The following is a 26825-nucleotide window of genomic DNA, read 5'->3' as shown; positions in this document are numbered from 1 at the left end:
CGACCAAGCGCGACGCGGCTACAACCAGCTCGGCAGCCAGTAGTGCGAGCGGATGAAGTCCCACGGCATCTGGATGCCGGTCCACATCGGGAACCAGTACGCCGACGCCAGCACCACGACGCCGAGGTACACGCCCACCCACACGATCGCACGCGTCCGTCGCGGGCGAGGGTCGTCGCGTGACCCCAGCACCAGACCGATCGCCGCAGCCAACGCCATCACCATGAACGGCTCGAAGGCGATCGTGTAGAACTGGAACACCGTCCGGTGCACGTAGAGCAGCCACGGCAGGTACCCGGCCGCGACGCCCAGCAGGACGAAGCCGTACTCCCACCGACGCCGCAGGACCCACAGCACGAGCAGCGCGACCGTGGCGACCACCGCCGCGTACCAGACGAACGGGTTCGCGATGCCGGTGATGGCCTCGCCGCAGCGTGCGGCCGTGCAGCCGTCCTGCCCGGCGTTCGTCCCGACGTAGTACATCGACGTGGGACGCTGCATGACGAGCCAGAGCAGCGGGTTCGCCTGGTAGGAGTGCGGCGTGTGCAGGCCGATGTTGAAGCCGTAGATCTCGGACTGGTAGTGCCACCAGTTCTGCAGGCTGTCGGGCACCCAGGCCAGCACGCCCCTCCAGCGCTCGCCGCCCGAGGCGATCCAGTTCCGGTCCCAACCGTCCTTCGACAGGAACCAGCCCGTCCACGACGCCAGGTACGTCGCCGCGGCGATCGGCACGGTCAGCAGGAAGGTCACCGGCCCCTGCTGCAGCCACGCGCTCGAGGACCAGAACTCGATGCCGGCGCGCTTCCGCAGCATCATGTCGCTCAGCACTGCGTACACGGCGAAGAACGCCAGGAAGTACATGCCCGACCACTTCGTCGCGGTCGCGAGGCCGAGCGCGAGGCCCATCGCGAGCAGCCACGGGCGCCACCAGGACACCGGCCCCCACAGCGTGTCCCGGCCGGACTCGGCGCGCTTGGCGACCCAGCGGTCGAGCCGCCGTGACGTCCAGCGTCGGTCGAGCAGGAGCGCCCCGAACCCGAGCACGACGAAGAAGGTGAGGATGCCGTCCAGCAGGGTCACGCGGGACATCACGATCGCCTGGCCGTCGACCGCCAGCAGGAACCCCGCGAGGGTGCCGATGAGCGTCGACCGGAACAGCGACCGGGCGATCACGGCCGTGAGGAACACCGTGGCGATGCCGAGGACGGCCACGGTGATGCGCCACCCGAAGGAGTCGTCGGCGCCGAACAGCAGCATCCCGAGCCCGATCAAGTACTTGCCGAGCGGCGGGTGCGCGATGAACTCGGCGGCACTCGTGTAGATGTCCGTCTGCCCGTCCGCGAACCGTTGGTCCGTCTTCGGCAACGAGTCGTCGTTCGGGTTCGCCGGCCACGTGCCCTCGTACCCGAGGTGCACGATCGACCAGCCGTCCTTGACGTAGTAGGTCTCGTCGAACACCAGCGAGTGCGGGTGTCCGAGCCCCACCAGCCGCAGCACGGCGGCGAGCAGCGTCACCGCGATCGGTCCCGCCCAGCGCCACGCAGCGACGCGCCACCCGACGGAGAGCACCCGGCCCCACCAGTCGTCGAGACGAGAGCCGACGGGCCCGGCGGGGACGGCGGTGCGGTCGTCGGTCAGCTCGCTGGTCATCGCAGTGCATCCTACGGATCGGCGCCATGACCCCGCTGCGACCACAATGGGGTGGTGATCGTCCTCGCAGCAACGCCCATCGGCAACCTCGGCGACGCCTCGCGGCGCCTGGTCGAGACGCTCTCGAACGCGAGCGTCGTGGCGGCCGAGGACACCCGGACGGCCATCCACCTCATGCGGGCGCTCGGCATCGAGAACCGGCCCCGGCTCATCGCCCTGCACGAGCACAACGAGCGGGCGAAGGCGGCCGAGGTGGTCGAACTCGCCCGTGACGAGGACGTGCTCGTGCTCACCGACGCCGGCATGCCGGCCATCAGCGACCCGGGGTTCCCGCTCGTCGAGGCGGCGGCAGCGGCCGGCGTGACGGTCACCGCACTGCCCGGTCCGTCGGCCGTGCTCACGGCGCTCGCGGTGTCGGGTCTGCCGACCGACCGGTTCAGCTTCGAGGGGTTCCCCACCCGCAAGGCGGGGGAGCGGCGCCGGCTCTTCGCGTCACTGTCCGGCGAGCAGCGGACCATGGTCTTCTTCGAGTCCCCGCACCGACTCGCCGACACCCTCGCCGACATGGCCGCCGGGTTCGGCGAGGGACGACGCGCAGTCGTCTGCCGTGAGCTCACGAAGCTGCACGAGGAGGTCCGGCGCGACTCGCTCGCGGCGCTCGCCGCCTGGGCGTCGGACGGCGTGCGCGGCGAGATCTGCATCGTGGTCGAGGGGGCGAGCGACTCGCTCGACCAGACGACGATCGAGGACGGCGTGCGGCTCGTGCTCGAACGGGTGGCCGCGGGCTCACGGATGAAGGAGGCCGCGGCGGCCGTCGCGGACGCGACGGGGTTGTCGAAGCGCGACCTGTACGAGGGTGCCCTCGCGGCGCGCTGACACGGCGGGACGGCGGACGGGAGGCGCGGTGCGGACCCGCCACGCGCCTCCCGTCCGGTTCTCCACAGGTGGCGCGCGGGGCGCGTCATGCGGCGTACGCCCGCCCGTAGGATGGTGGGCATGTCCGACGGCTCCTCGTTCAGCATCACCACGCCGATCTTCTACGTGAACGACGTGCCCCACATCGGGCACGCCTACACGGAGGTCGCCGCGGACGTCCTCGCGCGCTGGCACCGCCAGCGCGGCGACGACACCTGGCTCCTGACCGGCACCGACGAGCACGGCCAGAAGATCCTGCGGACCGCCAGCGCGAACGAGGTCACCCCGAAGGAATGGGCCGACCGGCTCGTGACCGAGGCGTGGAAGCCCCTGCTCGACACCGTCGACGTCGCGAACGACGACTTCATCCGCACCACGGACGAACGGCACGAGCGCGGGGTCACGGCGTTCCTGCAGAAGCTCTACGACGACGGCTACATCTACGCCGGCGAGTTCGAGGGGTTCTACTGCGTCGGGTGTGAGGAGTACAAGCAGCCGAGCGACCTCGTCCCGGGCACCGGCGCGTACGAGGGGCAGCAGGTCTGCGCGATCCACTCGATCCCGGTCGAGGTCCTGTCCGAGCGCAACTACTTCTTCCGGATGTCCGACTTCGAGCAGCGTCTGCTCGACCTCTACGAGTCGAACCCGCAGTTCATCCAGCCGGAGAGCGTCCGGAACGAGATCATCTCCTTCGTGAAGCAGGGGCTGCGCGACCTGTCGATCTCGCGGTCGAGCTTCGACTGGGGCATCACGATCCCGTGGGACAGCGACCACGTGCTGTACGTGTGGTTCGACGCCCTGCTGAACTACATCACCGCCCTCGGCTACGGCAGCGACGACGACGAGGCGTTCCGGCGCCTCTGGCCGAGCGTGCACATCGTCGGCAAGGACATCGCGCGGTTCCACGCCGTGATCTGGCCGGCGATGCTCATGGCTGCAGGGCTCCCCGTCCCCGAGCGGGTGTTCGGCCACGGCTGGCTGCTCGTCGGCGGCGAGAAGATGTCGAAGTCGAAGCTCACGGGCATCGCGCCGTCGGAGATCACCGACACGTTCGGCTCGGACGCGTTCCGCTACTACTTCCTCCGCGCGATCACCTTCGGGCAGGACGGCAACTTCAGCTGGGAAGACATATCCGCGCGCTACCAGGCCGAGCTCGCCAACGGCTTCGGCAACCTGGCGTCGCGCATCGTCGCGATGCTGAACCGGTACTTCGACGGCGCGGTGCCCGAGCGTGGCACGACGACCCCGTCGGACGACGCGATCGACGCACTCGGGAAGTCGGTGACCGAGCGCGCCGACGCCTCCATCGCCGAGTTCGCCCCGCACGACGCGATCGCCACCGTCTGGGAACTCGTCGACGCACTCAACGGCTACATCACCGAGCAGGAGCCCTGGGCGCTCGCGAAGGACGACGCACAGCGCGAACGACTCGCGACCGTCCTGGTCACCGCGTTGCGCGGCCTCGGCACGGTGGCGGTCCTCGTGTCCCCGGTGATGCCGAAGGCGACCGAGAAGCTCTGGGCCTCGATCGGCGCGGGCGGCTCGATCACCGAGCAGCGCGTCGACCGCGCGTGGGAGTGGCAGGGCGCAGACACCGTCGTGCCGCTCGAGAGCGGGCTCTTCCCGCGCATCGAGCAGGTGGAACAGGGCGCCGCGTGACCGACGGGGACGCCCACGTCCGGTCCCGCAGCGACGGCTCCTCGGGCGGGTCGAAGCGCGATCTGACGTACCCGCCCCTGCCCGAGGCGCTCGTCGTGCCCGTGTACGACAACCACACCCACATGGAGATCGCCGACGGTGTCGGCGACGGCGGGGACGGGCCGCTCGAGTACCGCGAACACCTCGACCGGGCGTCCAGCGTGGGGGTGCGGGGCGTCGTGCAGGTCGGCACGGACCTCGCCACCTCGCAGTGGTCGGCGTCGATCGCCGCGCGGGAGCCTCGGGTCCTCGCGGCCGTCGCACTGCACCCGAACGAAGCGCCCGTGTTGGACGAGCAGGGGCTGCTCGACGAGCACCTCGCCGGCATCGAAGCACTCGCCGCCCTGCCCCGGGTCCGCGCGATCGGCGAGACGGGGCTCGACTTCTTCCGTACCGGCGAAGACGGCCGCGGCGCCCAGATCCGCTCGTTCGAGGAGCACATCCGCATCGCGAAGGAGCACGACCTCGCGCTGACGATCCACGACCGTGACGCGCACGACACCGTGGTCGAGGTACTGGACCGCGTCGGCGCTCCCGAGCGGACCGTGTTCCACTGCTTCTCAGGCGGACCGGACCTCGCGCGGCTCTGCGCCGAGCGCGGGTGGTACATGTCGTTCGCCGGAACGGTGACGTTCAAGAACGCGGCGCCCCTGCGAGAGGCGCTGCTCGTCGCTCCGCGGCACCTCATCATGGTCGAGACGGACGCCCCCTTCCTCACGCCGACGCCGTTCCGGGGGCGTCCGAACGCGCCGTACCTCATCCCGCTCACGCTCCGGTCGATGGCGGAGACCCTCGGCACGGACGCCTCGATGCTCGCGGCACAGATCGCGTCGAACACCGAGCTGGTCTACGGCGCGTGGGACGCCGAGCCCGTCACGGTGGACGAGTAGTCGTGGCATCGTTGCTCGGCCCGGCGGAGATCCGGGACCTCGCCGCCCAGCTCGACGTCACCCCGACGAAGAAGCTCGGGCAGAACTTCGTGCACGACGCCAACACCGTGCGACGGATCGTGGCGTCCGGTCGGGTGGCACCCGACTCCCGCGTGCTCGAGATCGGCCCCGGGCTCGGGTCGCTGACACTGGGGCTCACCGAGACCGGGGCGTCCGTGACGGCGGTCGAGATCGACGGTCGCCTCGCCGCGCAGCTGCCCACCACCGTCGCAGCGATGCAGCCGGACGCGCGGCTCCGGGTCGTGCACCAGGACGCCCTCGCCGTCACCGCGGCTGACCTGCCCGAGGAACCCACACACGTCGTCGCGAACCTGCCGTACAACGTCTCCGTGCCGGTCCTGCTGCACCTGCTCGCGACGTTCCCGTCGATCGAGCGTGCCCTCGTGATGGTGCAGGCCGAGGTCGGGTACCGCATCGCTGCCGAACCGGGCAGCAAGGTCTACGGGGCACCGAGCGTGAAGGCCGCCTGGTACGGCTCGTGGTCGATCGCCGGGCAGGTCAGTCGGCAGGTGTTCTGGCCCGTGCCGAACGTCGACAGCGTGCTCGTCGGCTTCGACCGGCACGAGCCGCCGGGTGACGGGACGCTCCGGGCGCAGGTCTTCGCCCTCGTCGACGGCGCCTTCCAACAGCGCCGCAAGATGCTCCGGCAGAGCCTGTCCGGGGTCCTCGGCGGCAGCGCCCGTGCGTCGGAACTCCTGACCGCGGCCGGGGTGGACCCGACAGCTCGCGGGGAAGCCCTCAGCGCCGAGGACTTCGTGCGCCTCGGCCGGACCGTCCTCGACGCGGCGGAGTAGCTGGGACGGGTCATCGCCGCACCTGAGTCAATCGTGAGCGTGATGCGATCGGGGCGCCCCTACGATGTCGGCATGACCGACGGGACGGTGCGATCGCACACGCAGAGCATGGCCGCCGACCGGGTGTCCGCCGCTACGGGGAAGGCCCCGGACGACTGGTACGAGCGGATCGACGCCATCGACGGCCGGTCCATCGGGCACGCGGCGATCGCAGCGTGGCTCGTCCAGCAGGGCGTGGACCCGTGGTGGGCGCAGGGCGTCACGATCGGCTACGAGCAGGCCCGCGGCCTCCGGATCCCCGGGCAGCGTTCCGACGGGACGTTCGCCGTGTCGGCGTCGCGGCAGGTGCCGGGGGAGCGTGAAGCCGTGCTCGACCAGGTCGTCCCGGTGTTCTCGGCGGCGTTCGGATCCGACCCGACCTCCGAGCGCCGGGGCGGGAAACGCCCGTCGGCCCGCTGGACGTTCCCGGACCGGGAATCCGTGCTCGTGACCACCGAGGACGGTACGCGCGCGGGAACGGTGCGGATCTCGACGCAGCGCGAACGACTCGTCGGTCCGGACCGGATGCCCGAGGCCAAAGCGCAGCTCCAGTCGTTGCTCGCGGGACTCTAGGCTCTTGTCCGTGCCCGTCCGCCGCTCGCGCCTCGCCGCCGTCATCGTGACCACGGCCGTGTCGGCGGGAGTCGTCATCGTGGTCCTCGCCGCCCGGGCCGTCGCCGCGGACCGGACGGACGACGCGGCCTGGGTCGCGGTCGCGCTCGGCCTGCTGTGCGCGGCGTGGGGCGTCGCGTTCGCGCGGCTGCCGGACGACGCCGAGGACACCCAGGACGACGGCCTCGCAACCACCGTCGAACCGCGGATCGACGCTGGTGCTGCCGGCGGACGCACCGCCCTGCGGTTGTCCGACGTCCTCGTCACGGGCATCGCGACGACGGCCGTGTACGTGGTCGCGCGCGTCGTGGGTCGTCCCGTCGACTCCGCCCTCGTCGGGGCGATGGGGTTCCTCGTCCTCCGCGCGTTCTCCCGCGTGGTGGACCGGGTCGTCCGGCGACGCGGGCGCGCTGACGGCGGATCCGTCGGGGGCGACACGGCGGACGCCTGACCGAGCGGAACCGAGGGCAGCGGCGCTCGCGACCGGCGTCAGTGCCCGCGTGACGCGAGCGCCTCGACCAGCTGCTGCTGCGTGCCGTCCCGTTCCGACCACCGCAGCGGCAGGACGTTCTGCACGAGGATCTCGGGCGCCGCGCCGGACGACAGCAGCGAGACCACCTCGGACAGGAAGTCGTCGAGCGGCATCCCGCCGAAGTCGACGCCTTCGCCCATCAGGTCCGTCGCGACCGCCGGCGGCACGAGTTCCAGGACGGACACGGGGGAGCCCGTGAGCTGCTGCCGGAGCGACAGCGTGTACGAGTGCACGGCGGCCTTCGTGGCGCTGTAGGTCGGCGTCGCCGCGAGGGGCGTGTACGCGAGCCCGGACGACACCGTCACGATGGTGGACGCGGGGCGCTCGAGCAGGTGCGGCAGGAACGCGTCGATCAGCCGGATGGTCCCGAGCAGGTTCGTGTCGATGGTGGCGACCGCGTCGACGATGTGCTCGGAGGAGCGGAGGTCCTCGGTGCGCATGATCCCGGACATCGTGATGAGGGTGTCGAGCGACGGGGAGGACTCGATGACGGACGCGGCCGCCGCGGTGATCGACGCCGGGTCGGTCACGTCGAGCTCGACGGTGCCGAAGCCGTACTCGTCGTGGAGTGCGTCGAGCAGCGCACGGCGACGACCGCCGATGATGACGGTGCTGCCGGCAGCCTGCAGGCGCTGCGCGAGGCCGAGGCCGATGCCGGAGGTCGCGCCGGGGATGAAGACGGTGGAGTTCGTGATGTCCATGACCACCACGATGCGCCGGTCGCCGGGGACGAGCCAGAGCGCGTGCATCGGGGGAGCGCCGATCCCTGGCACGGACGCCCGCCGCAGTGCACGATGAACGCATGGACCGCCCCGCCCTCGCCGACTTCCTCCGCCGCCGCCGTGCGCTGCTGCGCCCCGAGGACGTCGGACTCGGTACCGGGCAGCGTCGGCGCACCCCGGGTCTCCGCCGCGAGGAGGTGGCCGCGCTCGCCGGCATGTCCGCCGACTACTACACGCGACTCGAGCAGCAGCGCGGCCCGCAGCCGTCCGAGCAGATGCTCGCGGCGATCGCCCGCGCGCTCCGCTGCAGCCTCGACGAACGCGATCACCTGTTCCGGCTCGCCGGGCACAACGCCCCCGCACGGGTGCACCGTTCGGACCACGTCGACCCGGCGATCCTGCGGGTGCTCGACCGGCTGGAGGACACCCCGGCGATCGTGGTGAACGACCTCGGGGAGACGCTGGTCGAGAACGAGCTCGGAGCGGCGCTCCTCGGCACCACCACCGGGCTGCCTGGCAACGAGCGGTACCAGCCGTGGCGGTGGTTCATGACGGAGTACGAGCGCGCGAAGTACGCGCCCGAGCAGCACGACCGCCTCGCCCGCGCGCAGGTGGCGAGCCTCCGCGCGGCGATCGGTGCCGCGGGCCCGAACGACACCCGCGCTTCGGCACTCGTCGCGGACCTCGAGACCGGCAGCGCGGAGTTCCGGGAGCTCTGGGCGTTGCACGAGGTCGCGAGCCGGTGGGAGGACCACAAGACGTTCGTGCACCCGGAACTCGGTCGCATCACCGTGGACTGCCAGGTGCTGCAGACGAGCAGCCAGACGCAGGCGCTCCTGCTCTTCACGGCGCCCGCGGGGAGCGAGGACGCGCAGAAGCTCGACCTCCTGCGGGTCGTCGGTCAGCAGGCCTTCACCCGCTGAGACACCGTCGGAGTAAGCGCGCGTCACACAACTTGGCAGCGCGGAGCCCACCGTGCCTAGGGTGGCGACGTGAGCACTCCGCGCGTGTACGTCATCCACGAGAACCCCGAGTGGTTCCCGCCGCTCGCCGCCGCGTTCGAGGCCGAGGGCGTGCCGGTCGAGGAGATCCTCCTCACCGAGGGCCAGATCGACCTCGCCGCCGAACCGGCACCGGGGGTCTACTGGAGCCGCATGTCGGCGTCCAGCCACACCCGCGGGCACGAGCACAGCAAGGAGTACACCCGTGCGGTGCTCGGCTGGCTCGAGCGCGCCGGGCGGCAGGTCGTCGGCGGGAGCCACGTCCTCGAGCTCGAGGTGTCGAAGGTCGCCCAGCACGGACTGCTGCGGAACGCCGGCTTCGACGTGCCCCGGACGACCGCGGTGTTCGGGACGGCGCCGCTCGAGGACGCCGCCCGGACCTTCACCGGCGGCCAGGACGTCCCGTTCATCACGAAGCACAACCAGGGCGGCAAGGGCCTCGGCGTGCGCCGGTTCGACTCCCTCGCGGAGTTCGACGCGTACGTCGACAGCCCCGAGTTCGAGGAACCCGTCGACGGCATCACCCTGCTGCAGGAGTACCTGACGGCGCGGGAGCCGTTCATCACCCGCGTCGAGTTCGTCGGCGGCGAGTTCGTCTACGCCGTCCGCGTCGACACGAGCGCCGGCAGCTTCGAGCTGTGCCCGGCGGACGCGTGCGAGGTCCCGCAGGTCATCGCGGGCGCTGTCTGCGACGTGCCCGGCACCGCCGCGGCGGCCGGCGCACCCGCTGCGTTCAGCGTCCGCACCGACGTCACGGCGGAGCACCCGCTCGTGCAGCAGCTGCGCACCTTCCTCGCCGAGCAGCGGATCCAGATCGCGGGCGTCGAGTTCATGGAGACCACGGACGGCCGCACGGTCGTCTACGACGTCAACACGAACACGAACTACAACCCCGCGGTCGAGGAGACCGCGCCGGCCTCCGGCCCGCGCTCCATCGCGCGGTACCTCGGCGGCCTGCTGGCCGCGGAGTACGCCTCCGCCACGACGGCCTGACCCAGCGACCCACCGGACTGGAGGCGCGGTGCGGGCCCGCCCCGTTCCTCCAGGCCGCCACTCACCACCCAAGGAACACACCCCGTGCGATTCGGATACTGGACCCCGCTCTTCGGCGGCTGGCTGCGCAACGTCGACGACGAGCAGATGCCGGTCACCTTCGACTACGTGAAGCGGCTCGCGCAGCGCGCCGAACGCATCGGCTTCGACCTGACGCTGGTGCCGGAGCTGAACCTCAACGACATCAAGGGCACGGCGGCGCCGAGCCTCGAGGCGTGGGCGCTCGCGGCGGGGATCGCGGCGACCACCGAGCGGCTCGAGATCATGGCGGCCATGCGGCCGGGCTACCACCTGCCGGCGGTGACCGCGAAGCAGGCGGCGACGATCGACGACATCTCCGGCGGACGGTTCACCTTCAACGTCGTGAGTGCCTGGTGGGCCGAGGAGGCGAAGCAGTACGGCGGGATCTTCTCCGAGCACGACGACCGGTACCGGCGCACCGCGGAGTTCGTCGAGGTCATGAAGGGCCTGTGGCGTGAGACCCCGTACTCGTTCCACGGCGAGTACTACGACATCGAGAACGCCCACCTCGAACCGAAGCCGCGCGTCACGCCGCGCATCTACGCCGGCGGCGAGAGCGAGGCGGGCAAGGCGAGCATCACCCACTACGCCGACGCGTACGTCACGCACGGCGGCACCGTCGAGGAACTCCGTTCGAAGGTGACGGAGATGCGGCAGCGTCGGGTCGACGCCGGGCTGCCGCCGTTCGAGGCGTTCGGCATGGCCGCGTACGTCATCGTGCGCGAGACCGAGGAGGAGGCGCAGGCCGAGCTCGCGCGCATCACCGACGTGCAGCACGGGAAGGCGTACGAGTCGTACCAGGACTTCATCTCGAAGTCCCAGCTCGAGCACGTCCCCTCGCTCGAGGACTACTCGGTGTCGAACCGTGGTCTGCGGCCCGGTTTCGTCGGCACGCCGGAGCAGGTCGCCGCGCGGATCCGCGAGTTCGAGGACGCCGGGGTGGACACGCTCCTGCTGCAGTTCTCGCCGCAGCTCGAGGAGATGGACCGGTTCGGCGAGCAGGTCATCCCCCTGGTCCGGTCCTCGGTGGTGCCCGCCTGATGGCGTCCGTCGAGGACGGCTGGGCGTTCGAGACCCGGCAGATCCGCGCCGGCTTCTCGGCCGACCCGGGGTTCGGTGCGAACGTGCCACCGATCGCGCAGAGTGCCGCCTTCGTCTACCCGTCCGGTGAGGGCGCCGCGGCCCGGTTCATGCTGGACGCACCCGGGCACACGTACTCGCGGGTGAACAACCCGTCGGCGGCGGCGCTCGAGCGTCGGATCGCGGACCTGGAGGGCGGCGTGGGCGCGCTCGCCCTCGCGTCCGGGCAGGCGGCGACCACCCTCGCCGTGCTCGGCGTCGCCCGGGCCGGTGACCACGTGGTCTCGAGCGCGTCCCTGTACGGGGCGACCTACACGCTGTTCGCGTCGACCCTGCGGGACCTCGGCATCACGTTCACCTTCGTGCAGGACCCGACCGACCTCGACGAGTGGGCGGCGGCCGTGCAACCGTCGACGAAGGCCTTCTTCGGCGAGTCCATCCCGAACCCCCGCGGCGACGTCCTCGACTTCGCGGGCGTGGCCGGGGTCGCGCACGAGGCCGGGGTGCCGCTCATCGTGGACAACACGATCGCGACGCCGTACCTCGTCCGGCCGATCGAGCACGGCGCGGACATCGTCGTGCACTCGGCGACGAAGTACCTCGCCGGGCACGGCAGCGCCGTCGCCGGGCTCATCGTCGACAGCGGGAACTTCGACTGGGCGGCGTACCCGGAGAAGTACCCCCAGCTCACCTCGGTGGCGGAGTCCGGGTTCGCCGGCACCGACTTCGCCGCGAAGTTCGGGCGCCGGGCGTTCATCCAGCGTACCCGGTCCAAGCTGTCCGCCGACCTCGGGCCCGCGATCGCGCCGTTCACCGCGTTCCTCGTGCTGCAGGGCATCCAGACGCTCTCGTTGCGGATGGAGCGCCACGTCTCGAACGCCGCGGCGGTGGCGTCGTGGCTGGACGCGCACGAGCAGGTGCTCGGCGTGCACTACGCCGGCCTGCCGTCCTCACCGTGGCACGCGCTCGCGCAGCGGTACGTCCCGGCAGGCCCGTCGGCGGTGCTCGCGTTCGACCTCGACGGCGGTGTGCCCGCCGGCCGGCGGTTCGTGGCGGCCCTCGAACTGTTCGACCACGTGTCGAACATCGGCGACGTGCGCTCGCTCGTCGTGCACCCGGCGTCGACGACGCACGTGCAGATGACGTCGTCGGAGCGGGCTGCGGCGGGGGTCGGGGACGGGCTCATCCGGCTGTCGATCGGACTGGAGCACATCGACGACATCCTGGCCGACCTGGCGCGGGGCTTCGCGGCAGCCGCATCGGGATAGGTTGGGTGGCATGACCACGCTGGCCGCACCGACCCGCGTGCGGACGCGCGCCCCCGGGAAGATCAACGTGTACCTGTCGGTGGGCGCGCTGCAGGACGACGGCTACCACGACGTTGCCACGGCCTACCAGGCGGTCTCCCTGTACGAGGACGTCTCGGCGGAGCCGGCGGACGACTTCTCGGTCACCTTCACGGGTCCGATCGACACGAGTGCCGTGCCCGTCGACGAGTCGAACCTCGCGATCCGGGCCGCCCGGCTCGTGGCCGACGCCGCCGGGTACCGCGGTGGCGTCCGGCTCACGATCGACAAGCAGGTCCCGGTGGCCGGTGGCATGGGCGGAGGATCCGCCGACGCCGCCGCGACCCTGCTCGCCGTCGACACGCTCTGGGGCACGGGCCTCGGCCGCGAGGAACTGCTGCGCCTCGCCGCGCAGCTCGGGGCCGACGTCCCGTTCGCGTTCGCCGGTGGGACGGCGGTCGGCACCGGGCGCGGGGACGAACTCAGTCCGGCACTGGCGAAGGGCGAGTTCCACTGGGTGCTGGCACTCCGCGACGACGGGCTCTCGACGCCCGCGGTGTACCGGGCCCTCGACGAACACCGCGAGCGGTACCGGGCGGACATCGCCCCGGCGCCCACCACACCCGTCGTCGAGGCGAACGTGCTGCAGGCCCTCCGCGCCGGTGACCCCGACCTGCTGGCGGACTGCCTGCACAACGACCTGCAGGCACCGGCGATGCGCCTCCAGCCCGCGCTCGCGTCGACGCTGGAGATCGGCGAGAAGGCCGGGGCCCTCGCCGGGCTGGTGTCCGGGAGCGGCCCGACGGTGGCGTTCCTGGTCGCCGACCGGGACAGCGCGCTCGAGGTGCAGGTCGAACTCAGTGCCGCCGGCCTCGTCGCGGTGCGTGCCGCGGGTCCGGTGCACGGCGCGCGCGTCCTGCACTGACGACGCACCGGCCCGCGGGGTCAGCCACGGGGGCCGGCCGTCAGCGGCGGACGTACTCCGTGATGACGACGCGGCCCGTCTTCCAGTGCTCCTTGACGGTGAACCCGTGCTCGGCGAGCACCGACGTGGTCTCCGGCTGGATGTTGCGCGCCTTCACCGTGCCGCCGACGAACCACACCGTGTCGATGTCGCCCAGTCGGCTCGGGATCGTCGTGGCGAGGTCGCCGTTCTGGTTCCACAGCACACCGGTCTCCGCACCGACCTTGCGGGCGCCGAGGTCGGTCATGCCCGCGAACGCCGTCGGGTACGAGACGCGGATGATGTCGGCGGTCGTCCCGGGGTGCCCGTAGACGCTGCCGAACACGACGCCCTCGTCGGCGTCCGCTCGGTTGTTGCGACGCTCGGCAGCGATGATCGACGAGGCCTTCGCCCACGTCGAGTCCTGCTTCGCCCGGGGCTGCTTCACCGCGGCGGCGGTCGGGACGGACAGCACGAGCGCCGCGGCGACGACGGCGGCGAGGAGCGCCTTCGGGCGGACGAGCGTCAGCGCCAGGGCGATGAGGAGCGCCACGAACGGCAGGCTCAACGACGCGTACTTCGGCGAGTACAGGTGCTTGCCCAGCGCCGTGGCCGTGACGAGCGCGGCGGTGGGGAGGACGACGAGGGGGAGGACGACCCGGACGGCCTGCGCTCGGACGATCGACCGGACGGTCGCGGATCCTCGGTGCACCGCGACGAGCGCCACGACGACGCCGAGCACCATGAGCGTCCACGCCACCGCCGCGTACAGGCCGACCCCACCGAACCAGGCGGTCGCGAACACCTGCGAGACCGTCCGCCGTCCGATGCCCGAGATCCACGCGACCTGCTTGGACTGCGACGCGACCTCGACGGCGATCGGCGAGACGACCACGGCTGCGATGCCGGACGCGACCGCCCACCGCACGATCGTGCCCCGGGTGACCAGGGCGGGGCCCGGTGCCGGTGCCGTCCGCGAGGCGGTCGCGCGTCGGACCTCGGCGCGTCGGGCGAGGGCCGTCCAGACGAGCGCGACGCCGTGGGACACCACCGCGAGCGACAGGTACACGTTGAACGTCACCGCGACGAACGCCAGCGCGCCGTACGCGATCCACCAGCGCAGGCTCCGCCCGGTCCGGGTGCGACGGACCGCGGTCAGACCGACGAGGGTCAGGCAGACGGCGAGTGTGGTGATCGTCGCGTACGGGCGGCCTTCCGTGCCGGCCCACTGCACGCGGGGGAGGGCGAGGAAGACGAGGCCCGCGGTGACACCGAGCCGCAGCCCGCCGAGGCGGCGTCCGAGCGCGACGACGAGTCCGGCAGCGACGCCCACGGCGAGGGCGCTCGGGAAGCGGAGGGTGAAGGGCGTGTAGCCGACGAGCCAGAACCACACGTGCATGAGGGCGTAGTACAGCCCGTGCACGGCGTCGACGTTGTGGAGTTCCGCCCAGAGCTGGGCCCACGAACGCTGGGCGCTCGTGACGGTCGCGGCCTCGTCGTACCAGAGCGACGGCACCCAGGCGAAGGCCGCGCTGACGAGCACGCCGAACGCCCCGATCGTCAGCTCCGGCGTGCGGACGACGGCGAGCCCCACGCTCGACGCGATCCCGCGGAACCGGGTCCGGGCCGACGCGGTCCCCGTCGTGCGGGGGACGCTGATGGTACCGGTCCGGGGTGCAGTCACGATGGCGACGGTACCGGGGGCGGCTGGGCGGGTGCCCGACGCGTCGGTCACCGAGACTGAGAGTTCCCCACACCGGTATGGTGCGAACACCATGACGAACCTCCGCATCCGCGACGCCGCGCGGTACCTCGGCGTGAGCGACGACACCGTCCGACGGATGGTGGACAGCGGCACGTTCACGCGATCCACCGACCCCGCCGGACGCACGGTCGTCGACGGTCGTGAACTCGCTGCGCACATCCGCGGACGGGGTGCTCAGCTCGAGGACCCCTCGCACACGAGGAGCTCGGCGCGGAACCGGTTCGTGGGCATCGTCACCGACCTCGTCGTGGACGGGGTCATGGCGCAGGTGGAGCTGCAGAGCGGCCCGCACCGGATCGTCTCCCTGATGAGCGCCGAAGCCGTCCGCGACCTCGGGCTCGAGGTCGGTGCCGTGGCCGTCGCGTCCGTGAAGGCCACGATGGTCGCGGTCGAGGTCCCCGTCGAGACGACCGAGTCGTGAGTGCCGATCGCAGGCGACTGCTGTCCCGGACCGCGGCGCTCGAAGGCGTGGGGGAGCGGGCGGTCACGGCCCTGGGTGATGCGAGCGTCCTCGTCGTCGGTGCGGGCGGTCTCGGAGCACCCGTGCTCACCTACCTCGCCGGCTCCGGGCTGCGGCGCATCACGATCGTGGACCGCGACGTCGTGGACACGTCGAACCTCGCGCGGCAGACGCTCTTCGCGGCGGCGGACGTCGGGCGTCCGAAGTCGGTCTGCGCCGCCGAACGGGTGCGGGGCGTGGACCCCGAGCTCGAGGTGGTGGCGCTCCAGGAACCCTTCCGCGCCGAGCACGTCGCGGGCCACGACGTCGTGGTGGACGCCGCCGACAGCGTCGAGGTCACCCGAGCGATCTCGGACGCGTGCTCCCGGGCGGGCGTGCCGTTCGTGTGGGGCACCGTCCTCGGGTTCGACGGACAGGTCTCCGTCTTCCGGGACGCCGGACCGGAGCCGGTCGACTTCCACGACCTGCACCCGGACGCGCTGCCGGACGAGGGGTCGTGTGCCCTCGACGGCGTGCTCCCCGCGCTGTGCGGCGCCGTCGGCTCGGTCATGGCCGCGCAGGTGACCGCTCTCGTCGCCGGCATCGGCGAGCCGTTGCTCGGCCGCGTCCTGACGGTCGACGCCCGGCGGTGGCGGTGGACCGAGAGCCCGCTGCGCCGTGGCCCGGCGTCCCGTCGCCCGGCACCCCTGGTCGACGACGCGCCCCCGAGGATCGCGCCCACGGCGCTCGCCGAACGGCTCCGGGCGGCGACCGAAGCCCCGGGGACGGACGAGGACCTCGTCCTCGTCGACGTCCGCACCCCCGAGGAACGCGCCACCGGCGTCATCCCCGGGAGCGTCCTCCCCGACGCCCTGGACAGCGACGACCCCCGGCCGGTGGTCGTCGTCTGCGCCAGTGGCGTCCGCGCGACGGCCTGGGCGCGGACGGCCCGCGCCTCGGGCCGCGAGGCGACCGTGCTCGACGGGGGCATCGAAGCGTGGCGACGCGAAGGTCACCACATCACCGCAGATGCGGATACGATCGCCGGATGACGACGCACCCGCGGAAGCCGATCCTCCTCATCGCCGCCGTTGCGGTGGCCGCGCTCGCTCTCGCCGGGTGTTCTGCGGCCGACACCGGCACCGGCAGCGCCACGCCGACCGCGAGCAGTTCCACCGCCGGGCCCTCGGGCGGGATCACCGTCTTCGCCGCCGCCTCGCTGCAGAAGACCTTCACGACGCTGGGGCGGCAGTACGAGGACGCCCACCCCGGGACGACGATCACCTTCTCGTTCGCGGGCTCGAGCGACCTCGTCACGCAGATCCAGAACGGTGCACCCGCCGACGTCTTCGCGTCCGCCGACGAGGCGAACATGGCCAAGCTCGCGAAGACCGACCTCGCCGCCGGTTCGCCGCAGGACTTCGCCACCAACGTCCTCGAGATCGCCGTCGCCCCCGGCAACCCGAAGGGCATCAGGGACCTGTCGGACCTGACCAGGTCCGGCGTGCAACTCGTCACCTGCGCGACCCCGGTGCCGTGCGGCGCGGCGACCGCGAAGGTGGAGCAGGCCACGGGCGTCGAGTTCAAGCCGGTCAGCGAGGAGCAGTCCGTCACCGACGTCCTCGGCAAGGTCGAGTCGGGTCAGGCGGACGCCGGGCTCGTGTACGTGACCGACGTGCAGGGTGCCGGCGGCAAGGTCGACGGCGTGCCGTTCGACGCGTCGAGCAAGGCCGTGAACACCTACCCGATCAGCGTGCTGCGGGACGCGTCGAACCCGCGCCTCGCGGCGGCCTTCACCGCCTACGTCCGCTCGGACGCCGGGCGGAAGGTGCTCGCCGACGCCGGGTTCGGAGCGCCCTGACCGATGCCCGTCCGCGCCGACCGACCGGCCACGAGCGCCAGGACCCCGGTGCCGTGGTGGCTGCCGGTCCCGGCCGTCGTCGGGGGCCTCTTCGTCGTGGTGCCCGTCGCCGCGATGGTCGGACGCGTCGACTGGGGGTCGTTCGTCGCGCTCGTGACCTCGCCCGCGTCGCTCACGGCGCTCGGTCTCAGCCTCGGCACCGCGGCGGCCGCTACGGGCATCGCCCTCGTGCTCGGCTACCCGCTCGCCGTCCTGTTCGCACGGTCGAGGTCGCGGTGGGTCGGCGTCGCCCGGGCACTCGTCCTCCTGCCGCTCGTCCTGCCCCCGGTCGTCGGCGGGCTGGCGCTCCTCGCGGCGTTCGGCCGCCTCGGTGTCGTCGGGGCGTTCCTCGACGACCACGGCCTCCGCATCGCGTTCACCACGACGGCGGTCGTCATCGCGCAGACGTTCGTCGCCATGCCGTTCCTGGTGTCCTCCGTCGAGGGAGCGCTGCGCGTCGGCGGTGACCGCTTCGAACGGGTGGCGGCGACGCTCGGCGCCGGTCCGACCCGGACGTTCCTGACCGTCACCACACCGCGTGTGCTGCCCGGCATCCTGTCCGGGCTCGTGCTCTGCTTCGCCCGCGCGCTCGGGGAGTTCGGCGCCACGCTGACCTTCGCCGGCAGCCTGCAGGGGGTCACGAGGACGCTGCCGCTGGAGATCTACCTGCAGCGCGAGATCGACCCCGACACCGCGGTCGCGCTCGCCCTGGTGCTCGTCGTCGTCGCCCTCGTCGTGATCGGCGCCTCGACGCTCCGGCACCGGACGGTCCTCGCGTGAGCGGGGGGCTGCGCGCGCAGGTCGTCGTGCCCGAGCGTGACGTCGACGTCCGCCTCGACGTCGGTCCGGACGAGTGCGTGGCGCTGGTCGGGCCGAACGGCGCCGGCAAGTCGACGATCGTGGAGGCCCTCGCCGGGTTGTTGCGCACGCGCCGCGGCGAGGTCCTCCTCGGCGACCGAGTGCTCACGCGGTTGTCCGCCCACCGCCGAGGAGTCGGCCTGGTCGCGCAGCGCCCCGACCTGTTCCCGCACCTCTCCGTCGCGCGCAACGTCGCCTTCGGACCCCGCGCCGCCGGGACAGCCGTCCAGGAGGCGCGACACCGGTCCGCCACCGCCCTCGCCGCCGTCGGTGCCTCCGAGCTCGCCGAGCGCGCCCCGGGGACGCTTTCCGGTGGACAGGCGCAGCGCGTCGCGATCGCACGTGCCCTCGCCACGGAGCCCGCGCTCCTGCTCCTCGACGAGCCCACCTCCGCGCTCGACGTGGACGCGCGGACGGAGGTCCGGGCGGCGCTCGGGACCGCGCGGACCGGCCGACCGACCCTCCTCGTCACGCACGATCCGCTCGAGGCCGTGACCCTGTCGGACCGCATCGTCGTGCTCGATTCCGGCCGCGTCGTCGAGCAGGGCCCCACCGCCGCCGTGCTCGGACGCCCGACCAGCGCCTTCGGTGCCGCGTTCTCCGGATTGACGCTGGTACGGGGGACCGCCACGCGCGGTGGGATCGCGCTCGAGGACGGCGGCGAGCTGGCGTCGGGGACCGGCACCGCGCCTCCCGGTACCGCCGCCCTCGCCGCCTACCACCCGACCGCGGCCGTCGTCTCGCGCAACGGAGCCGGGCCGGAGCGGGTCGTGACCGCGCTCGAACCGCGGGACGGCCTCGTGCGGGTGCGGACCGTCGACCTCGTCGCGGACGTCACCGTGTCCACGGCGGCGGCGCTCCGGATCCAGCCGGGGGAGCGCGTGCGGATCGCCGTGCCTGCCGCGGAGCTCACGGTCTACCAGCCGGCGGCCACGTCGTGAGCCGACGCCGCCGACCTGGCCGTGACGCTGGTCAGCCTCCGGCGAAGGGCGGCATCACGTCGACGAACCCGACCCCGGCGATCACCGTCGACCGGTCGCGCGTCGTGACCCCGTCGACGAGGTAGGAGCAGCGTTCCTGCAGCGCCGTCCACCGCTCGGGGTCGGCGGCGACGACCGACCGGAGCGCGTCGTCCAGCGTGGTCGCGTCGATCGTGACCTCGTCCGTGCCGACCGCTGCCCGGGCCGCCGCGAAGAACCGCATCGTCGTCATGGTCATCCGCCGATCGCGCTCATGCCCCGGGTGGGGTGCACCAGGTCGTCGCTGTCGTCGCCGTGGTCCCGCGGCTTCGCCCACATGGCGCGACGCCAGAGTCCGGCGACCTCGTCGTCGCTCGCGCCGCTCCGCATCGGACCGAGCACGTCCGTCTCGTCGTCGGAGAAGAGGCAGCTCCGCACGTGGCCGTCCGCGGTGAGCCGGGTCCGGGTGCAGTCCGCGCAGAACGACTCGGTGATGCTCGCGATGATGCCGACCGTGCCGAGCACCGTGCGGTCGCCGTCCGGCCCAGGGCCGAGCACCCGGAAGCGTTCGGCCGGCGCGCCGTCCCGCGGGGCGTCGTCGGGGACGAGCTCGAACGACGGAGCGAGCAGCGCGCGGGTCTCGGCGGCCGTGACCATCGAGGAGCGGTCCCAGGCGTGGTCGGGGTCGAGCGGCATCTGCTCGATGAACCGGAGCTCGTAGCCGCGGTCGAGGCACCACCGCATCAGGTCGGGTGCGAGCATGTCGTTGACCCCGCGCAGCAGCACGGCGTTCACCTTGATGTCGAGCCCGGCGTCCGCTGCCGCCTCGAGCCCGGCGATCACCCGGTCGAGGAACGGGCGTCGGGTCACGGTCGCGAACACCTCGGGGTCGACGGTGTCGAGGGACACGTTCACCCGCCGGAGTCCGGCGTCTCGCAGTGCCCGGGCGCGGTGGGCGAGACCGATCGCGTTCGTGGTGAGTGACAGCTCGGGGGCGTCCGGCAGTGCGGCGCACCGGGCGATCACGTCGACGAGGTCGTGCCGCAGCATCGGCTCCCCGCCCGTGAACCGGACCTTGCGCACGCCGAAGCGTGAGGCGCCGAGGTGCACCAGCCGCTCGATCTCGGCGGCGGTCATGAGCGCGTCGTCGGGGGCGAACGGCAACCCGGCGGCCGGCATGCAGTAGGTGCAGCGGAGGTTGCAGCGCTCGGTCAGGGACACCCGGAGGTCGACGGCACGGCGCCCGAACCGGTCGACGAGGCCGTCCTCGACGGGGCCGCCCTCGACGCCGCCATCGACGTGGCCGGCGGGGCGGTCGGCGGCGCCGGAGGTGCCGAGCAGGATCGCGGGTGCCATGGGCGTCAGCGTACGTCGTCCGCGCCGCCAGCACCCGCGAGCGTCGCGGCTGCGCGTCGTCGACGGCCCGTCCGGAAGGCCAGCCGGTTGCCCCAGCGCTCCCAGTCCGACCGGCGGGTCCGGACGAGCGTCACGGCGACGATGACGAGCACCGCAGCCACGAGCCACCACCGGTAGGCGTCCGTCGAGGGCCACACTCCGCGCAGGGCGATGGCGAGCCCGATCGACAGCCACTCCCACCGACCGGAGAGGACCACGAACGGGATGAGGAGCAGCGCGTACCAGGGGTAGCGCGGGCTGACGGCGAGGAACGTCACGCCGATCAACAGGACCTCGCCGGACCAGAGCCGCGACGGGTCCGACAGCCGCCACGCCACGAACGCCGCGAGCAGCACGAGCACCCCGACCACGAGCGTCGCGGCGTCGCCCTGGAACACGAGCGAGACGAGGGCGAACCGGGAGCCGTTCTCGTAGCCCTCCTCCGACAGGTACCCGGGGAGGTACCCGAGGACGTCCAGGCCCGTCGTGAGCACGTACGGCACGTAGAGCAGCCCGAACACGGCGATCCCGACCGGGATCGCCCACCAGTGCCGCCACCGCCCGAGCAGCGGCGGGTAGACCAACGCCGGGATGAGCTTCGTCGCGGTCGCAGCGCCGAGCGCGATGCCGCCCCAGATCGGTCGTCCGAAGGCAACGAGCACGGCGCCGGCGGTGGCGAGGGCCGCGCCGAGGGCGTCCACGTGCGAGTTCGTGACGGCCTCGGACGCCACGAGCGGTGACCACGCCCAGAGCGCCGCCCACCAGGTCGGTCGCCCGAGTCGACGCAGCACCACGACGAGCCCGACGGTGACGCCGAGCGACACGAGGAGCCCCGCCACCTGGAACGGCATGTACTGCGCGGTGGCGGGCACGAACGCCCGGACGAGGGCGAACCAGAGCTGCGCCATCGGCGGGTAGATCGTCGTCACGTCGGGGCGGTTGATCGCGGTGCAGTGCCCGCCCGCGCCGTCGCCGAGGCCGCGGTACCGGGGTTCGAGGGGTCGGCAGGTGCCGTCGACCTTGTCCGGGAAGAGCCAGTCGGGACGCAGGGCGGACAGCGCGTGCGACTGCGGCGTGTGCGCGTAGGGGGAGATGCCGGCGTGCTGCACGATGCCGTCCCAGGCATACCGAGCAGAGTCGGTGCTGGTGTTCGGCGGACCGAGGATCGCCGCGACACCGACGACGACCGCGCCGCCCACCACGAGGCCCGTCATCCACCGGACGGGGACGAACCGGAGCGCGAGCACGGCTCCGGCGAAGACCGCCCAAGCGATCAGTGTCCACGCAACGAATGGGGAACGATGACCGGATCGGAGGAACCCCAGATGCGTGACGCCGACGGCGATGACGCCCGCGAGGGCCAGCACGCCGACGACGGCCAGCACGGTCGGCAGGAGTCGGCCGGGGCGAAGTCGTTCTCTCATGGTGCGACGAGGCTATCCGTGGTGCGGGGCCTGCTGCTGGATGCACGAACCGCGATGGCATCGCCCAACCGGAACGCCCGCTCGGCCGTGGTGTTCGGGCGGCTGCTCGGTGCCGCGTTCCTCGTCTGCTTCGCCACCGGTGTGTACAGCCACCTGCTCCAGCAGCCCCTGCCGGGCATGCGGTTCCCGACGCGTCCGGCGCAGCTCTACCAGGTCACGCAGGGAGTGCACATCACGGCGGGGATCGCGATCATCCCGCTGCTGCTCGCCAAGCTCAACGCCGTGATGCCGGCCCTGGTGCAGGTGCCGCCCGTGCGTGGCGTGCTGCACCTGCTCGAGCGGCTCTCGATCGCGGTGCTCGTCGCGTCCGCCCTCGTGCAGGTCGCCACCGGGCTGGTCAACACGTACCAGTGGTACCCGTGGCCGTTCCCGTTCCGGCAGGTGCACGACGCGCTCGCGTACGTGATCATCGGGTCGCTCGTCGTGCACGTCGGCGTCAAGCTGCGCGTGATCGCGCGCTACTGGCGGAAGCGGGACTCCTACGACGAGCACGGCCGGTTCGTCGCGGACCCGGACGTCGGTAGCGAGCTGCTGCCGCCGGCCCAGGAGGCGCGGTTCGCCGCCGCCACCGACCCGGCGGTCGTGCGGACGGCGGGCGAGTACCCCCGCGGACTCACCGGTCGCCTGCTCCGCTGGGTGGACGGGGCCCCCGCCGACGTGCCCGCGGGGCACGAGCGATCGAGCGCGAACCATCCGGGATCCACGGACCCGAGCCCGGACGGACCGCAGGGCGGCGTGCCGGAGCCCGACCGCGCCTCCCGTGCGACGCCGGAGGCGACCCAGGGACGGCGCGAGCGGGTCGCGCGTCGCGGCTTCATCGCCGGGGTGACCGCGGCGACGGTCGGGGTGGTCGCGCTCACGGCCGGGCAGTCCAGCACGCTCGCCGAGCCCTTCAACGTGTTCGGGGCGCGGCAGCGGCACCGGGGCCCGGACGACCTCCCGGTGAACCGGACGGCACGGGCGGCCGGGGTGCTCGCCACCGCGACCGCCGCCGACTGGACCCTCACCGTCGCCGGACCGGACGTGTCCCGCACCTTCTCACGTGCGGAACTCGTGGCGCTCGGCACCGCCGAGGCCGAGCTGCCCATCGCCTGCGTCGAGGGCTGGAGCCAGATGGCGACGTGGAAGGGCGTGCGGATGCGTGATCTGCTGCGCGCCGTGCAGGCCGCGCCGGGGTCGCACGTGCGGGTGACGAGCCTCGAGCGACACGGCGGCTACCGCGTGATGGACATGGGGCCCGAGTACGCGGAGGACCCGACGACCCTGGTCGCGCTCGAGCTCAACGGCCGCACGCTCGACCTCGACCACGGCTTCCCCGCGCGCATCATCGCGCCGGGTCGTCCGGGCGTGCTGCAGACGAAGTGGATCGAGCGGATCGAGGTGATCGCATGAGGATCGCGCGCGCGGTGCTCGTCGTGGTGGGTGTGCTCGTCATCGCGTTCGGCGCGTACGTGCTCGTGACGACCGTGCGGCCGAACCGGATCGGCGGCCTCGCCACGTGGCTGCTCGGGGCGGTGGTCCTGCACGACGCGGTCCTGTCGCCGTTCGTCGTCGCGGTGGGGCTGCTGCTGCGCCGTGCGGGTCGTGCGCTGCGGGCGTGGACGCTCGTCGTGGTGCAGGCCGTCGTCGTGCTCGGGAGCGTGCTGGCGCTCGTCGTGCTGCCGGAGATCGCGGCGAAGGCGCACGGCCAGAAGAACCCGACCGTGCTGCCGTTCGACTACACCACGCGGCTCCTCGTCGTCGAGGGCGTCCTGGTGCTCGTGGTCGTGGGGGTGCTCGTCGTCGGGGCCGTGCGCGGTCGGCGGCGTCAGCGTCCGAAGACTGGTTGAACCGACAACCTTTCGGTAGGATGCCTGCATGACCGACGAGACCCCGTGGCTCACCCGCGACCAGCTGCGCGCGTGGATGAAGCTCGTCGCCGTCATGGAGCTCCTGCCCGCCGCGCTCGACCAGCAGCTCCAGCGTGACGCGGACCTGACGCACTTCGACTACATGGTGATCGCGATGCTCTCCGAGACGGAGTCCCGCACGCTCCGGATGTCGGCGCTGGCATCCGCCACGAACGCCTCGCTCCCACGGTTGTCCCACGTGGTCTCGCGGCTCGAGAAGCGCGGACTCGTCGCACGCTGCCCGTCGACGGACGACCGCCGCGCGACCGACGTCCGGCTCACGGACGCCGGGTACACCACGATCGTCGAGGCGGCGCCCGACCACGTGCGCACCGCGCGGCGCATGGTGATCGACGCCCTGACCGACGAGCAGGTCGTGCAGCTCGACGGGATCGCCGCGGCACTGCTCACCCGGCTCGACCCGGAACGGCGGTTCGCCGCACTGACCTACCCGCGGGACGACGACGACACGGCGATCTGCGAGGCACGTCTCACCGGGACCGCGGCCGACTGACCGGGCTGCCCGGTGACCCCTGGCGTCCGCGGGCGTTGCAATAGGCTCGCCGCATGACCGAGAGCGCTGCGCCGTCCGACACGTACTCCTACCTCGGACCAGCTGGCACCTTCACCGAGGCGGCGCTCAAGCTCGTCGACGCAGCGGCCGGCAAGCCGTGGCGCAGCGTCAACAACGTCGGCGAAGCACTCGACGACGTGGTCAGCGGCCGGTCGGTCGGTGCCGTGATCGCGATCGAGAACAGCGTCGACGGCGGGGTCAGCGCCACGCAGGACGCCCTCGCGCGGATCCCCGGCGTGCGCATCGTGGGGGAGTACCTCGTCCCCGTCGACTTCGTGCTGGTCGCTCGTCCCGGGACCGCCCTCGCCGACGTCCGGACCGTGAACGCCCACCCCGTGGCGTACGCCCAGACCCACCACTGGCTCGAGGCGAACGTGCGCGGGCACGGCCACATCCCGGCGTCGTCGAACGTCGCCGCCGCCGCTGCCCTCCTCGACGACCACCCCACCGCCGACGCCGCCGTCGCGCCGCCCGGGATCACCGACCACTACCCGCTCGAGGTCCTCGCCGACTCGATCGGGGACAACGCGTCCGCTGTCACGCGTTTCGTGCTGGTCTCGCGCACGCTGTCGATCCCGGAGCGCACCGGTGCCGACAAGACGAGCGTGATCGTCGAGCTGCCGAGCGAGCACCCCGGCGCGCTCGTCGACATGCTCGAGCAGTTCGCCACCCGGGGCATCAACATGGGGCTGCTGACCTCACGGCCGATCGGTGACGAACTCGGCCGGTACCGCTTCGTCATCGACCTGGACGGGCACGTCCGCGACGAGCGCGTGGCGGACGCGTTGCTCGGGCTCCGCCGCTTCAGCCCGCGTGTGACGTTCCTCGGGTCCTACCCCCGTGCCGACGGCGTCCGACCCGAGGTGCCGGCGCGCTACTCGGACGAGGCGTTCGTCGAGGCGCGGGAGTGGCTCCGCGCGATCGTCGCTGGCGAACGCGAGCCCGACGCCGACTGAGGCGCGGGCGCGGGGCGCGGGGTCGGTCCGTCGGTCGGTCGGTCGGTCGGTCGACGGATTCGAACCACGCATCCGACATCGAACCACCGGTCGAGCGTGGTTCGACGTCGGATCGGTGGTTCGACACCGCGCCGGGACCCGCCGCGCCGCTCACGGGACCGAGCGTGCTCCGTGCCGGTCGTCCGCCGGGCTCGGCACCCGCACCGACAGCGACATCGGGTCGATCTGCGCCCGGAACGCGACCACCTCGCCCACGGGGTCGCCGTCGATCTCGAACTCGTCGGGCTTCTCCAGCCGCGCCGTGAACTCCTTGCCCCGCAGGTACCGCAGCGGCCGTTCCTCGCGGGACGCCGAGACGATCTTCTTGCCCACCACGGTCTTCGCCAGCGAGGACCGGCGGAACGCGCGCAGGATCCCGTTCTCCCAGAACACCCGCGCGCCGATCCGCACCCAGCCGAGGAATGTGCGCGGACGCATCACGGCGATGTCGAAGTAGCCGTCGTCGATCTCGGCGTCGGGCAGCAGGATCGCGCCGGCCTGCAGCTCGCCGCAGTTCCCCACGATGAGCGAGTGCGCCCGCAGCGCGCGGTTGCCGTCGTCGTCGAGCTGGTAGCGGAACTCGAACGCGTCGGCGTCGCGCACCGAGCGGAAGAGCGAGTCGACGTACGCGAGCCACCCCACACGCTTCTTCAGCTCCGGACGGGTGTTCACGAGCATCCGCGCATCGAGCCCGAGGCCCGCCATCACGAGGAACCCGAAGCGCTCCCGTTCGCCGCTCGGACGCTCGACCTTGAGGGTGCCGAAGTCGATGTCGCGGTCCTGGCCGTGGAAGATCGTGCGCGCGCTGGCGCCCAGGTCGTCGAGCGGCAGTTTCATGTTCCGTGCCAGCAGGTTGCCCGTTCCGCTCGGCAGCAGGGCGAGCGAGGCTTCGGACCCGTGCACGACCTCCGCGACCGCACGGACCGTGCCGTCCCCGCCGGCAGCGGCGACGACGTCGGCTCCGGCGTCGAGCGCGGCGCGGGCCATGCCGCCGCCCGGGTCCTCCTCGGTCGTCTCGAACCAGAGGGTCTCCGCCCAGCCGGCCTCCTGCTGGTGCTTGGCCACGGTGCGCTTCAGGGTCGGCAGGTGGACCTTGACCGGGTTGTAGACCACCGCGGCCGTCCGCTGCTCGGTCTGGAGGGCGTCCTGTTCCGCGGGCGCGGTCTCCGATGGGGTCGACATGCACCAACGGTACCGAGCGGATGCTGCGAGGGATCGCCCGCGTGCCCACCGACGGTCTGGAGGCGCGGGTCGGGCCCGCACCGCGCCTC

Annotated in this window: 27 protein-coding genes; 20 read left to right on the top strand and 7 right to left on the bottom strand. The window is 72.4% G+C overall.

What is annotated here, in order from left to right:
* Positions 1 to 18: 18 nt before the first annotated feature.
* Positions 19 to 1650, bottom strand: coding sequence for a dolichyl-phosphate-mannose--protein mannosyltransferase (locus tag ACTJKO_RS04845; RefSeq protein WP_440686244.1), 1632 nt, complete (start codon positions 1648 to 1650; stop codon positions 19 to 21).
* Positions 1651 to 1704: 54 nt separating this feature from the next.
* Between ACTJKO_RS04845 and rsmI the strand changes: the two genes are divergently transcribed.
* The 6 genes from rsmI to ACTJKO_RS04815 all read left to right on the top strand — a co-directional run bounded on the left by rsmI (position 1705) and on the right by ACTJKO_RS04815 (position 7109).
* Complete coding sequence (gene rsmI / locus ACTJKO_RS04840) at positions 1705 to 2526, top strand: 16S rRNA (cytidine(1402)-2'-O)-methyltransferase (protein WP_440686242.1); 822 nt, start codon at positions 1705 to 1707, stop codon at positions 2524 to 2526.
* Positions 2527 to 2646: 120 nt separating this feature from the next.
* On the top strand, positions 2647 to 4224 hold the full coding sequence (gene metG, locus ACTJKO_RS04835; RefSeq protein ID WP_440686240.1) for a methionine--tRNA ligase: 1578 nt from the start codon (positions 2647 to 2649) through the stop codon (positions 4222 to 4224).
* Positions 4221 to 5153, top strand: a complete 933-nt coding sequence (locus tag ACTJKO_RS04830) for a TatD family hydrolase (RefSeq protein WP_440686238.1) — start codon at positions 4221 to 4223, stop codon at positions 5151 to 5153. Before metG ends, ACTJKO_RS04830 begins: the two co-directional genes overlap by 4 nt.
* Before the next feature lie 2 nt (positions 5154 to 5155).
* The gene (rsmA, locus tag ACTJKO_RS04825; RefSeq protein WP_440686237.1) at positions 5156 to 6007 is read left to right on the top strand and encodes a 16S rRNA (adenine(1518)-N(6)/adenine(1519)-N(6))-dimethyltransferase RsmA; all 852 of its coding nucleotides are present in this window, start codon (positions 5156 to 5158) and stop codon (positions 6005 to 6007) included.
* A gap of 72 nt (positions 6008 to 6079) precedes the next feature.
* Complete coding sequence (locus ACTJKO_RS04820) at positions 6080 to 6619, top strand: hypothetical protein (protein WP_440686235.1); 540 nt, start codon at positions 6080 to 6082, stop codon at positions 6617 to 6619.
* A gap of 10 nt (positions 6620 to 6629) precedes the next feature.
* Positions 6630 to 7109: a hypothetical protein gene (locus ACTJKO_RS04815; RefSeq protein WP_440686233.1), complete on the top strand. Its 480-nt coding sequence runs from the start codon at positions 6630 to 6632 to the stop codon at positions 7107 to 7109.
* Positions 7110 to 7147: 38 nt separating this feature from the next.
* Here ACTJKO_RS04815 and ACTJKO_RS04810 read toward each other — a convergent pair whose 3' ends face one another.
* Entirely contained in the window at positions 7148 to 7963 is an 816-nt protein-coding gene (locus ACTJKO_RS04810; protein ID WP_440686231.1) for an SDR family oxidoreductase, read from the bottom strand.
* A 29-nt stretch (positions 7964 to 7992) separates the two neighbouring features.
* Between ACTJKO_RS04810 and ACTJKO_RS04805 the strand changes: the two genes are divergently transcribed.
* From ACTJKO_RS04805 to ACTJKO_RS04785, 5 genes are all read left to right on the top strand, one after another.
* The gene (locus tag ACTJKO_RS04805) at positions 7993 to 8835 is read left to right on the top strand and encodes a helix-turn-helix transcriptional regulator (protein WP_440686229.1); all 843 of its coding nucleotides are present in this window, start codon (positions 7993 to 7995) and stop codon (positions 8833 to 8835) included.
* 69 nt (positions 8836 to 8904) lie between these two features.
* Positions 8905 to 9906: an ATP-grasp domain-containing protein gene (locus ACTJKO_RS04800; RefSeq protein WP_440686227.1), complete on the top strand. Its 1002-nt coding sequence runs from the start codon at positions 8905 to 8907 to the stop codon at positions 9904 to 9906.
* 84 nt (positions 9907 to 9990) lie between these two features.
* Positions 9991 to 11028, top strand: a complete 1038-nt coding sequence (locus tag ACTJKO_RS04795) for an LLM class flavin-dependent oxidoreductase (RefSeq protein ID WP_440686225.1) — start codon at positions 9991 to 9993, stop codon at positions 11026 to 11028.
* Positions 11028 to 12335, top strand: a complete 1308-nt coding sequence (locus ACTJKO_RS04790) for an O-acetylhomoserine aminocarboxypropyltransferase/cysteine synthase family protein (RefSeq protein ID WP_440686223.1) — start codon at positions 11028 to 11030, stop codon at positions 12333 to 12335. The genes ACTJKO_RS04795 and ACTJKO_RS04790 overlap by 1 nt, the downstream gene beginning before the upstream one ends.
* Positions 12336 to 12345: 10 nt before the next feature.
* Positions 12346 to 13278: a 4-(cytidine 5'-diphospho)-2-C-methyl-D-erythritol kinase gene (locus ACTJKO_RS04785; protein ID WP_440686221.1), complete on the top strand. Its 933-nt coding sequence runs from the start codon at positions 12346 to 12348 to the stop codon at positions 13276 to 13278.
* A gap of 40 nt (positions 13279 to 13318) precedes the next feature.
* Here the strand turns inward: ACTJKO_RS04785 and ACTJKO_RS04780 are convergent, their stop codons facing one another.
* Entirely contained in the window at positions 13319 to 14980 is a 1662-nt protein-coding gene (locus tag ACTJKO_RS04780) for a glycosyltransferase family 39 protein (protein ID WP_440686219.1), read from the bottom strand.
* A gap of 91 nt (positions 14981 to 15071) precedes the next feature.
* On the opposite strand from ACTJKO_RS04780, the gene ACTJKO_RS04775 reads away from it, so the two are divergent.
* The 5 genes from ACTJKO_RS04775 to ACTJKO_RS04755 are packed head-to-tail and all read left to right on the top strand — an operon-like array spanning position 15072 to position 19199.
* Positions 15072 to 15482 (top strand): TOBE domain-containing protein, encoded by a 411-nt coding sequence (locus ACTJKO_RS04775; protein ID WP_440686217.1) that lies wholly within the window; start codon positions 15072 to 15074, stop codon positions 15480 to 15482.
* Positions 15479 to 16552: a ThiF family adenylyltransferase gene (locus ACTJKO_RS04770; protein ID WP_440686215.1), complete on the top strand. Its 1074-nt coding sequence runs from the start codon at positions 15479 to 15481 to the stop codon at positions 16550 to 16552. Before ACTJKO_RS04775 ends, ACTJKO_RS04770 begins: the two co-directional genes overlap by 4 nt.
* Positions 16549 to 17361, top strand: coding sequence for a molybdate ABC transporter substrate-binding protein (gene modA, locus ACTJKO_RS04765; RefSeq protein WP_440686213.1), 813 nt, complete (start codon positions 16549 to 16551; stop codon positions 17359 to 17361). Before ACTJKO_RS04770 ends, modA begins: the two co-directional genes overlap by 4 nt.
* Positions 17362 to 17364: 3 nt before the next feature.
* Positions 17365 to 18180, top strand: coding sequence for an ABC transporter permease (locus tag ACTJKO_RS04760; protein WP_440686211.1), 816 nt, complete (start codon positions 17365 to 17367; stop codon positions 18178 to 18180).
* Positions 18177 to 19199, top strand: a complete 1023-nt coding sequence (locus ACTJKO_RS04755) for an ABC transporter ATP-binding protein (RefSeq protein WP_440686209.1) — start codon at positions 18177 to 18179, stop codon at positions 19197 to 19199. Before ACTJKO_RS04760 ends, ACTJKO_RS04755 begins: the two co-directional genes overlap by 4 nt.
* A 31-nt stretch (positions 19200 to 19230) precedes the next feature.
* On the opposite strand, the gene ACTJKO_RS04750 is transcribed toward ACTJKO_RS04755, so the two are convergent.
* From ACTJKO_RS04750 to ACTJKO_RS04740, 3 genes are read right to left on the bottom strand one after another with little or no spacing between them, the layout of a single operon-like run.
* A complete protein-coding gene (locus ACTJKO_RS04750) occupies positions 19231 to 19476 on the bottom strand; it encodes a MoaD/ThiS family protein (RefSeq protein ID WP_440686207.1) in 246 nt (81 codons plus the stop codon).
* Complete coding sequence (moaA, locus tag ACTJKO_RS04745; RefSeq protein ID WP_440686205.1) at positions 19473 to 20573, bottom strand: GTP 3',8-cyclase MoaA; 1101 nt, start codon at positions 20571 to 20573, stop codon at positions 19473 to 19475. Before moaA ends, ACTJKO_RS04750 begins: the two co-directional genes overlap by 4 nt.
* 5 nt (positions 20574 to 20578) lie before the next feature.
* Positions 20579 to 22036, bottom strand: a complete 1458-nt coding sequence (locus ACTJKO_RS04740) for a glycosyltransferase 87 family protein (protein WP_440686203.1) — start codon at positions 22034 to 22036, stop codon at positions 20579 to 20581.
* 54 nt (positions 22037 to 22090) lie between these two features.
* On the opposite strand from ACTJKO_RS04740, the gene ACTJKO_RS04735 reads away from it, so the two are divergent.
* Genes ACTJKO_RS04735 through pheA form a run of 4 tightly spaced genes read left to right on the top strand, consistent with a single transcriptional unit; the run spans position 22091 to position 25515 of the window.
* Positions 22091 to 23488, top strand: coding sequence for a molybdopterin-dependent oxidoreductase (locus ACTJKO_RS04735; RefSeq protein ID WP_440686201.1), 1398 nt, complete (start codon positions 22091 to 22093; stop codon positions 23486 to 23488).
* Positions 23485 to 23925, top strand: a complete 441-nt coding sequence (locus ACTJKO_RS04730; RefSeq protein WP_440686199.1) for a hypothetical protein — start codon at positions 23485 to 23487, stop codon at positions 23923 to 23925. The genes ACTJKO_RS04735 and ACTJKO_RS04730 overlap by 4 nt, the downstream gene beginning before the upstream one ends.
* Before the next feature lie 28 nt (positions 23926 to 23953).
* Positions 23954 to 24499, top strand: coding sequence for a MarR family winged helix-turn-helix transcriptional regulator (locus ACTJKO_RS04725; RefSeq protein WP_440686197.1), 546 nt, complete (start codon positions 23954 to 23956; stop codon positions 24497 to 24499).
* A 53-nt stretch (positions 24500 to 24552) separates the two neighbouring features.
* The gene (pheA, locus tag ACTJKO_RS04720) at positions 24553 to 25515 is read left to right on the top strand and encodes a prephenate dehydratase (RefSeq protein ID WP_440686195.1); all 963 of its coding nucleotides are present in this window, start codon (positions 24553 to 24555) and stop codon (positions 25513 to 25515) included.
* A gap of 150 nt (positions 25516 to 25665) precedes the next feature.
* Here the strand turns inward: pheA and ACTJKO_RS04715 are convergent, their stop codons facing one another.
* Entirely contained in the window at positions 25666 to 26736 is a 1071-nt protein-coding gene (locus ACTJKO_RS04715) for a diacylglycerol/lipid kinase family protein (protein ID WP_440686193.1), read from the bottom strand.
* Positions 26737 to 26825 lie beyond the last annotated feature (89 nt).

This window comes from Curtobacterium sp. 22159, assembly GCF_052045775.1.
Taxonomy (GTDB): domain Bacteria; phylum Actinomycetota; class Actinomycetes; order Actinomycetales; family Microbacteriaceae; genus Curtobacterium.
Note: the sequence above shows the minus strand (reverse complement) of the source record. Positions and strands in the feature narration are given on the sequence as shown.

Coding starts and splice junctions, on each gene's coding strand:
- ACTJKO_RS04805 (WP_440686229.1), top strand. CDS start 7,993: ATGGACCGCCCCGCCCTCGCCGACTTCCTCCGCCGCCGCCGTGCGCTG.
- ACTJKO_RS04790 (WP_440686223.1), top strand. CDS start 11,028: ATGGCGTCCGTCGAGGACGGCTGGGCGTTCGAGACCCGGCAGATCCGC.
- ACTJKO_RS04750 (WP_440686207.1), bottom strand. CDS start 19,476: ATGACCATGACGACGATGCGGTTCTTCGCGGCGGCCCGGGCAGCGGTC.
- moaA (WP_440686205.1), bottom strand. CDS start 20,573: ATGGCACCCGCGATCCTGCTCGGCACCTCCGGCGCCGCCGACCGCCCC.
- ACTJKO_RS04740 (WP_440686203.1), bottom strand. CDS start 22,036: ATGAGAGAACGACTTCGCCCCGGCCGACTCCTGCCGACCGTGCTGGCC.
- ACTJKO_RS04820 (WP_440686235.1), top strand. CDS start 6,080: ATGACCGACGGGACGGTGCGATCGCACACGCAGAGCATGGCCGCCGAC.
- pheA (WP_440686195.1), top strand. CDS start 24,553: ATGACCGAGAGCGCTGCGCCGTCCGACACGTACTCCTACCTCGGACCA.
- metG (WP_440686240.1), top strand. CDS start 2,647: ATGTCCGACGGCTCCTCGTTCAGCATCACCACGCCGATCTTCTACGTG.
- ACTJKO_RS04775 (WP_440686217.1), top strand. CDS start 15,072: ATGACGAACCTCCGCATCCGCGACGCCGCGCGGTACCTCGGCGTGAGC.
- ACTJKO_RS04715 (WP_440686193.1), bottom strand. CDS start 26,736: ATGTCGACCCCATCGGAGACCGCGCCCGCGGAACAGGACGCCCTCCAG.
- ACTJKO_RS04845 (WP_440686244.1), bottom strand. CDS start 1,650: ATGACCAGCGAGCTGACCGACGACCGCACCGCCGTCCCCGCCGGGCCC.
- ACTJKO_RS04785 (WP_440686221.1), top strand. CDS start 12,346: ATGACCACGCTGGCCGCACCGACCCGCGTGCGGACGCGCGCCCCCGGG.
- ACTJKO_RS04760 (WP_440686211.1), top strand. CDS start 17,365: ATGCCCGTCCGCGCCGACCGACCGGCCACGAGCGCCAGGACCCCGGTG.
- ACTJKO_RS04725 (WP_440686197.1), top strand. CDS start 23,954: ATGACCGACGAGACCCCGTGGCTCACCCGCGACCAGCTGCGCGCGTGG.
- ACTJKO_RS04730 (WP_440686199.1), top strand. CDS start 23,485: ATGAGGATCGCGCGCGCGGTGCTCGTCGTGGTGGGTGTGCTCGTCATC.
- ACTJKO_RS04735 (WP_440686201.1), top strand. CDS start 22,091: ATGGCATCGCCCAACCGGAACGCCCGCTCGGCCGTGGTGTTCGGGCGG.
- modA (WP_440686213.1), top strand. CDS start 16,549: ATGACGACGCACCCGCGGAAGCCGATCCTCCTCATCGCCGCCGTTGCG.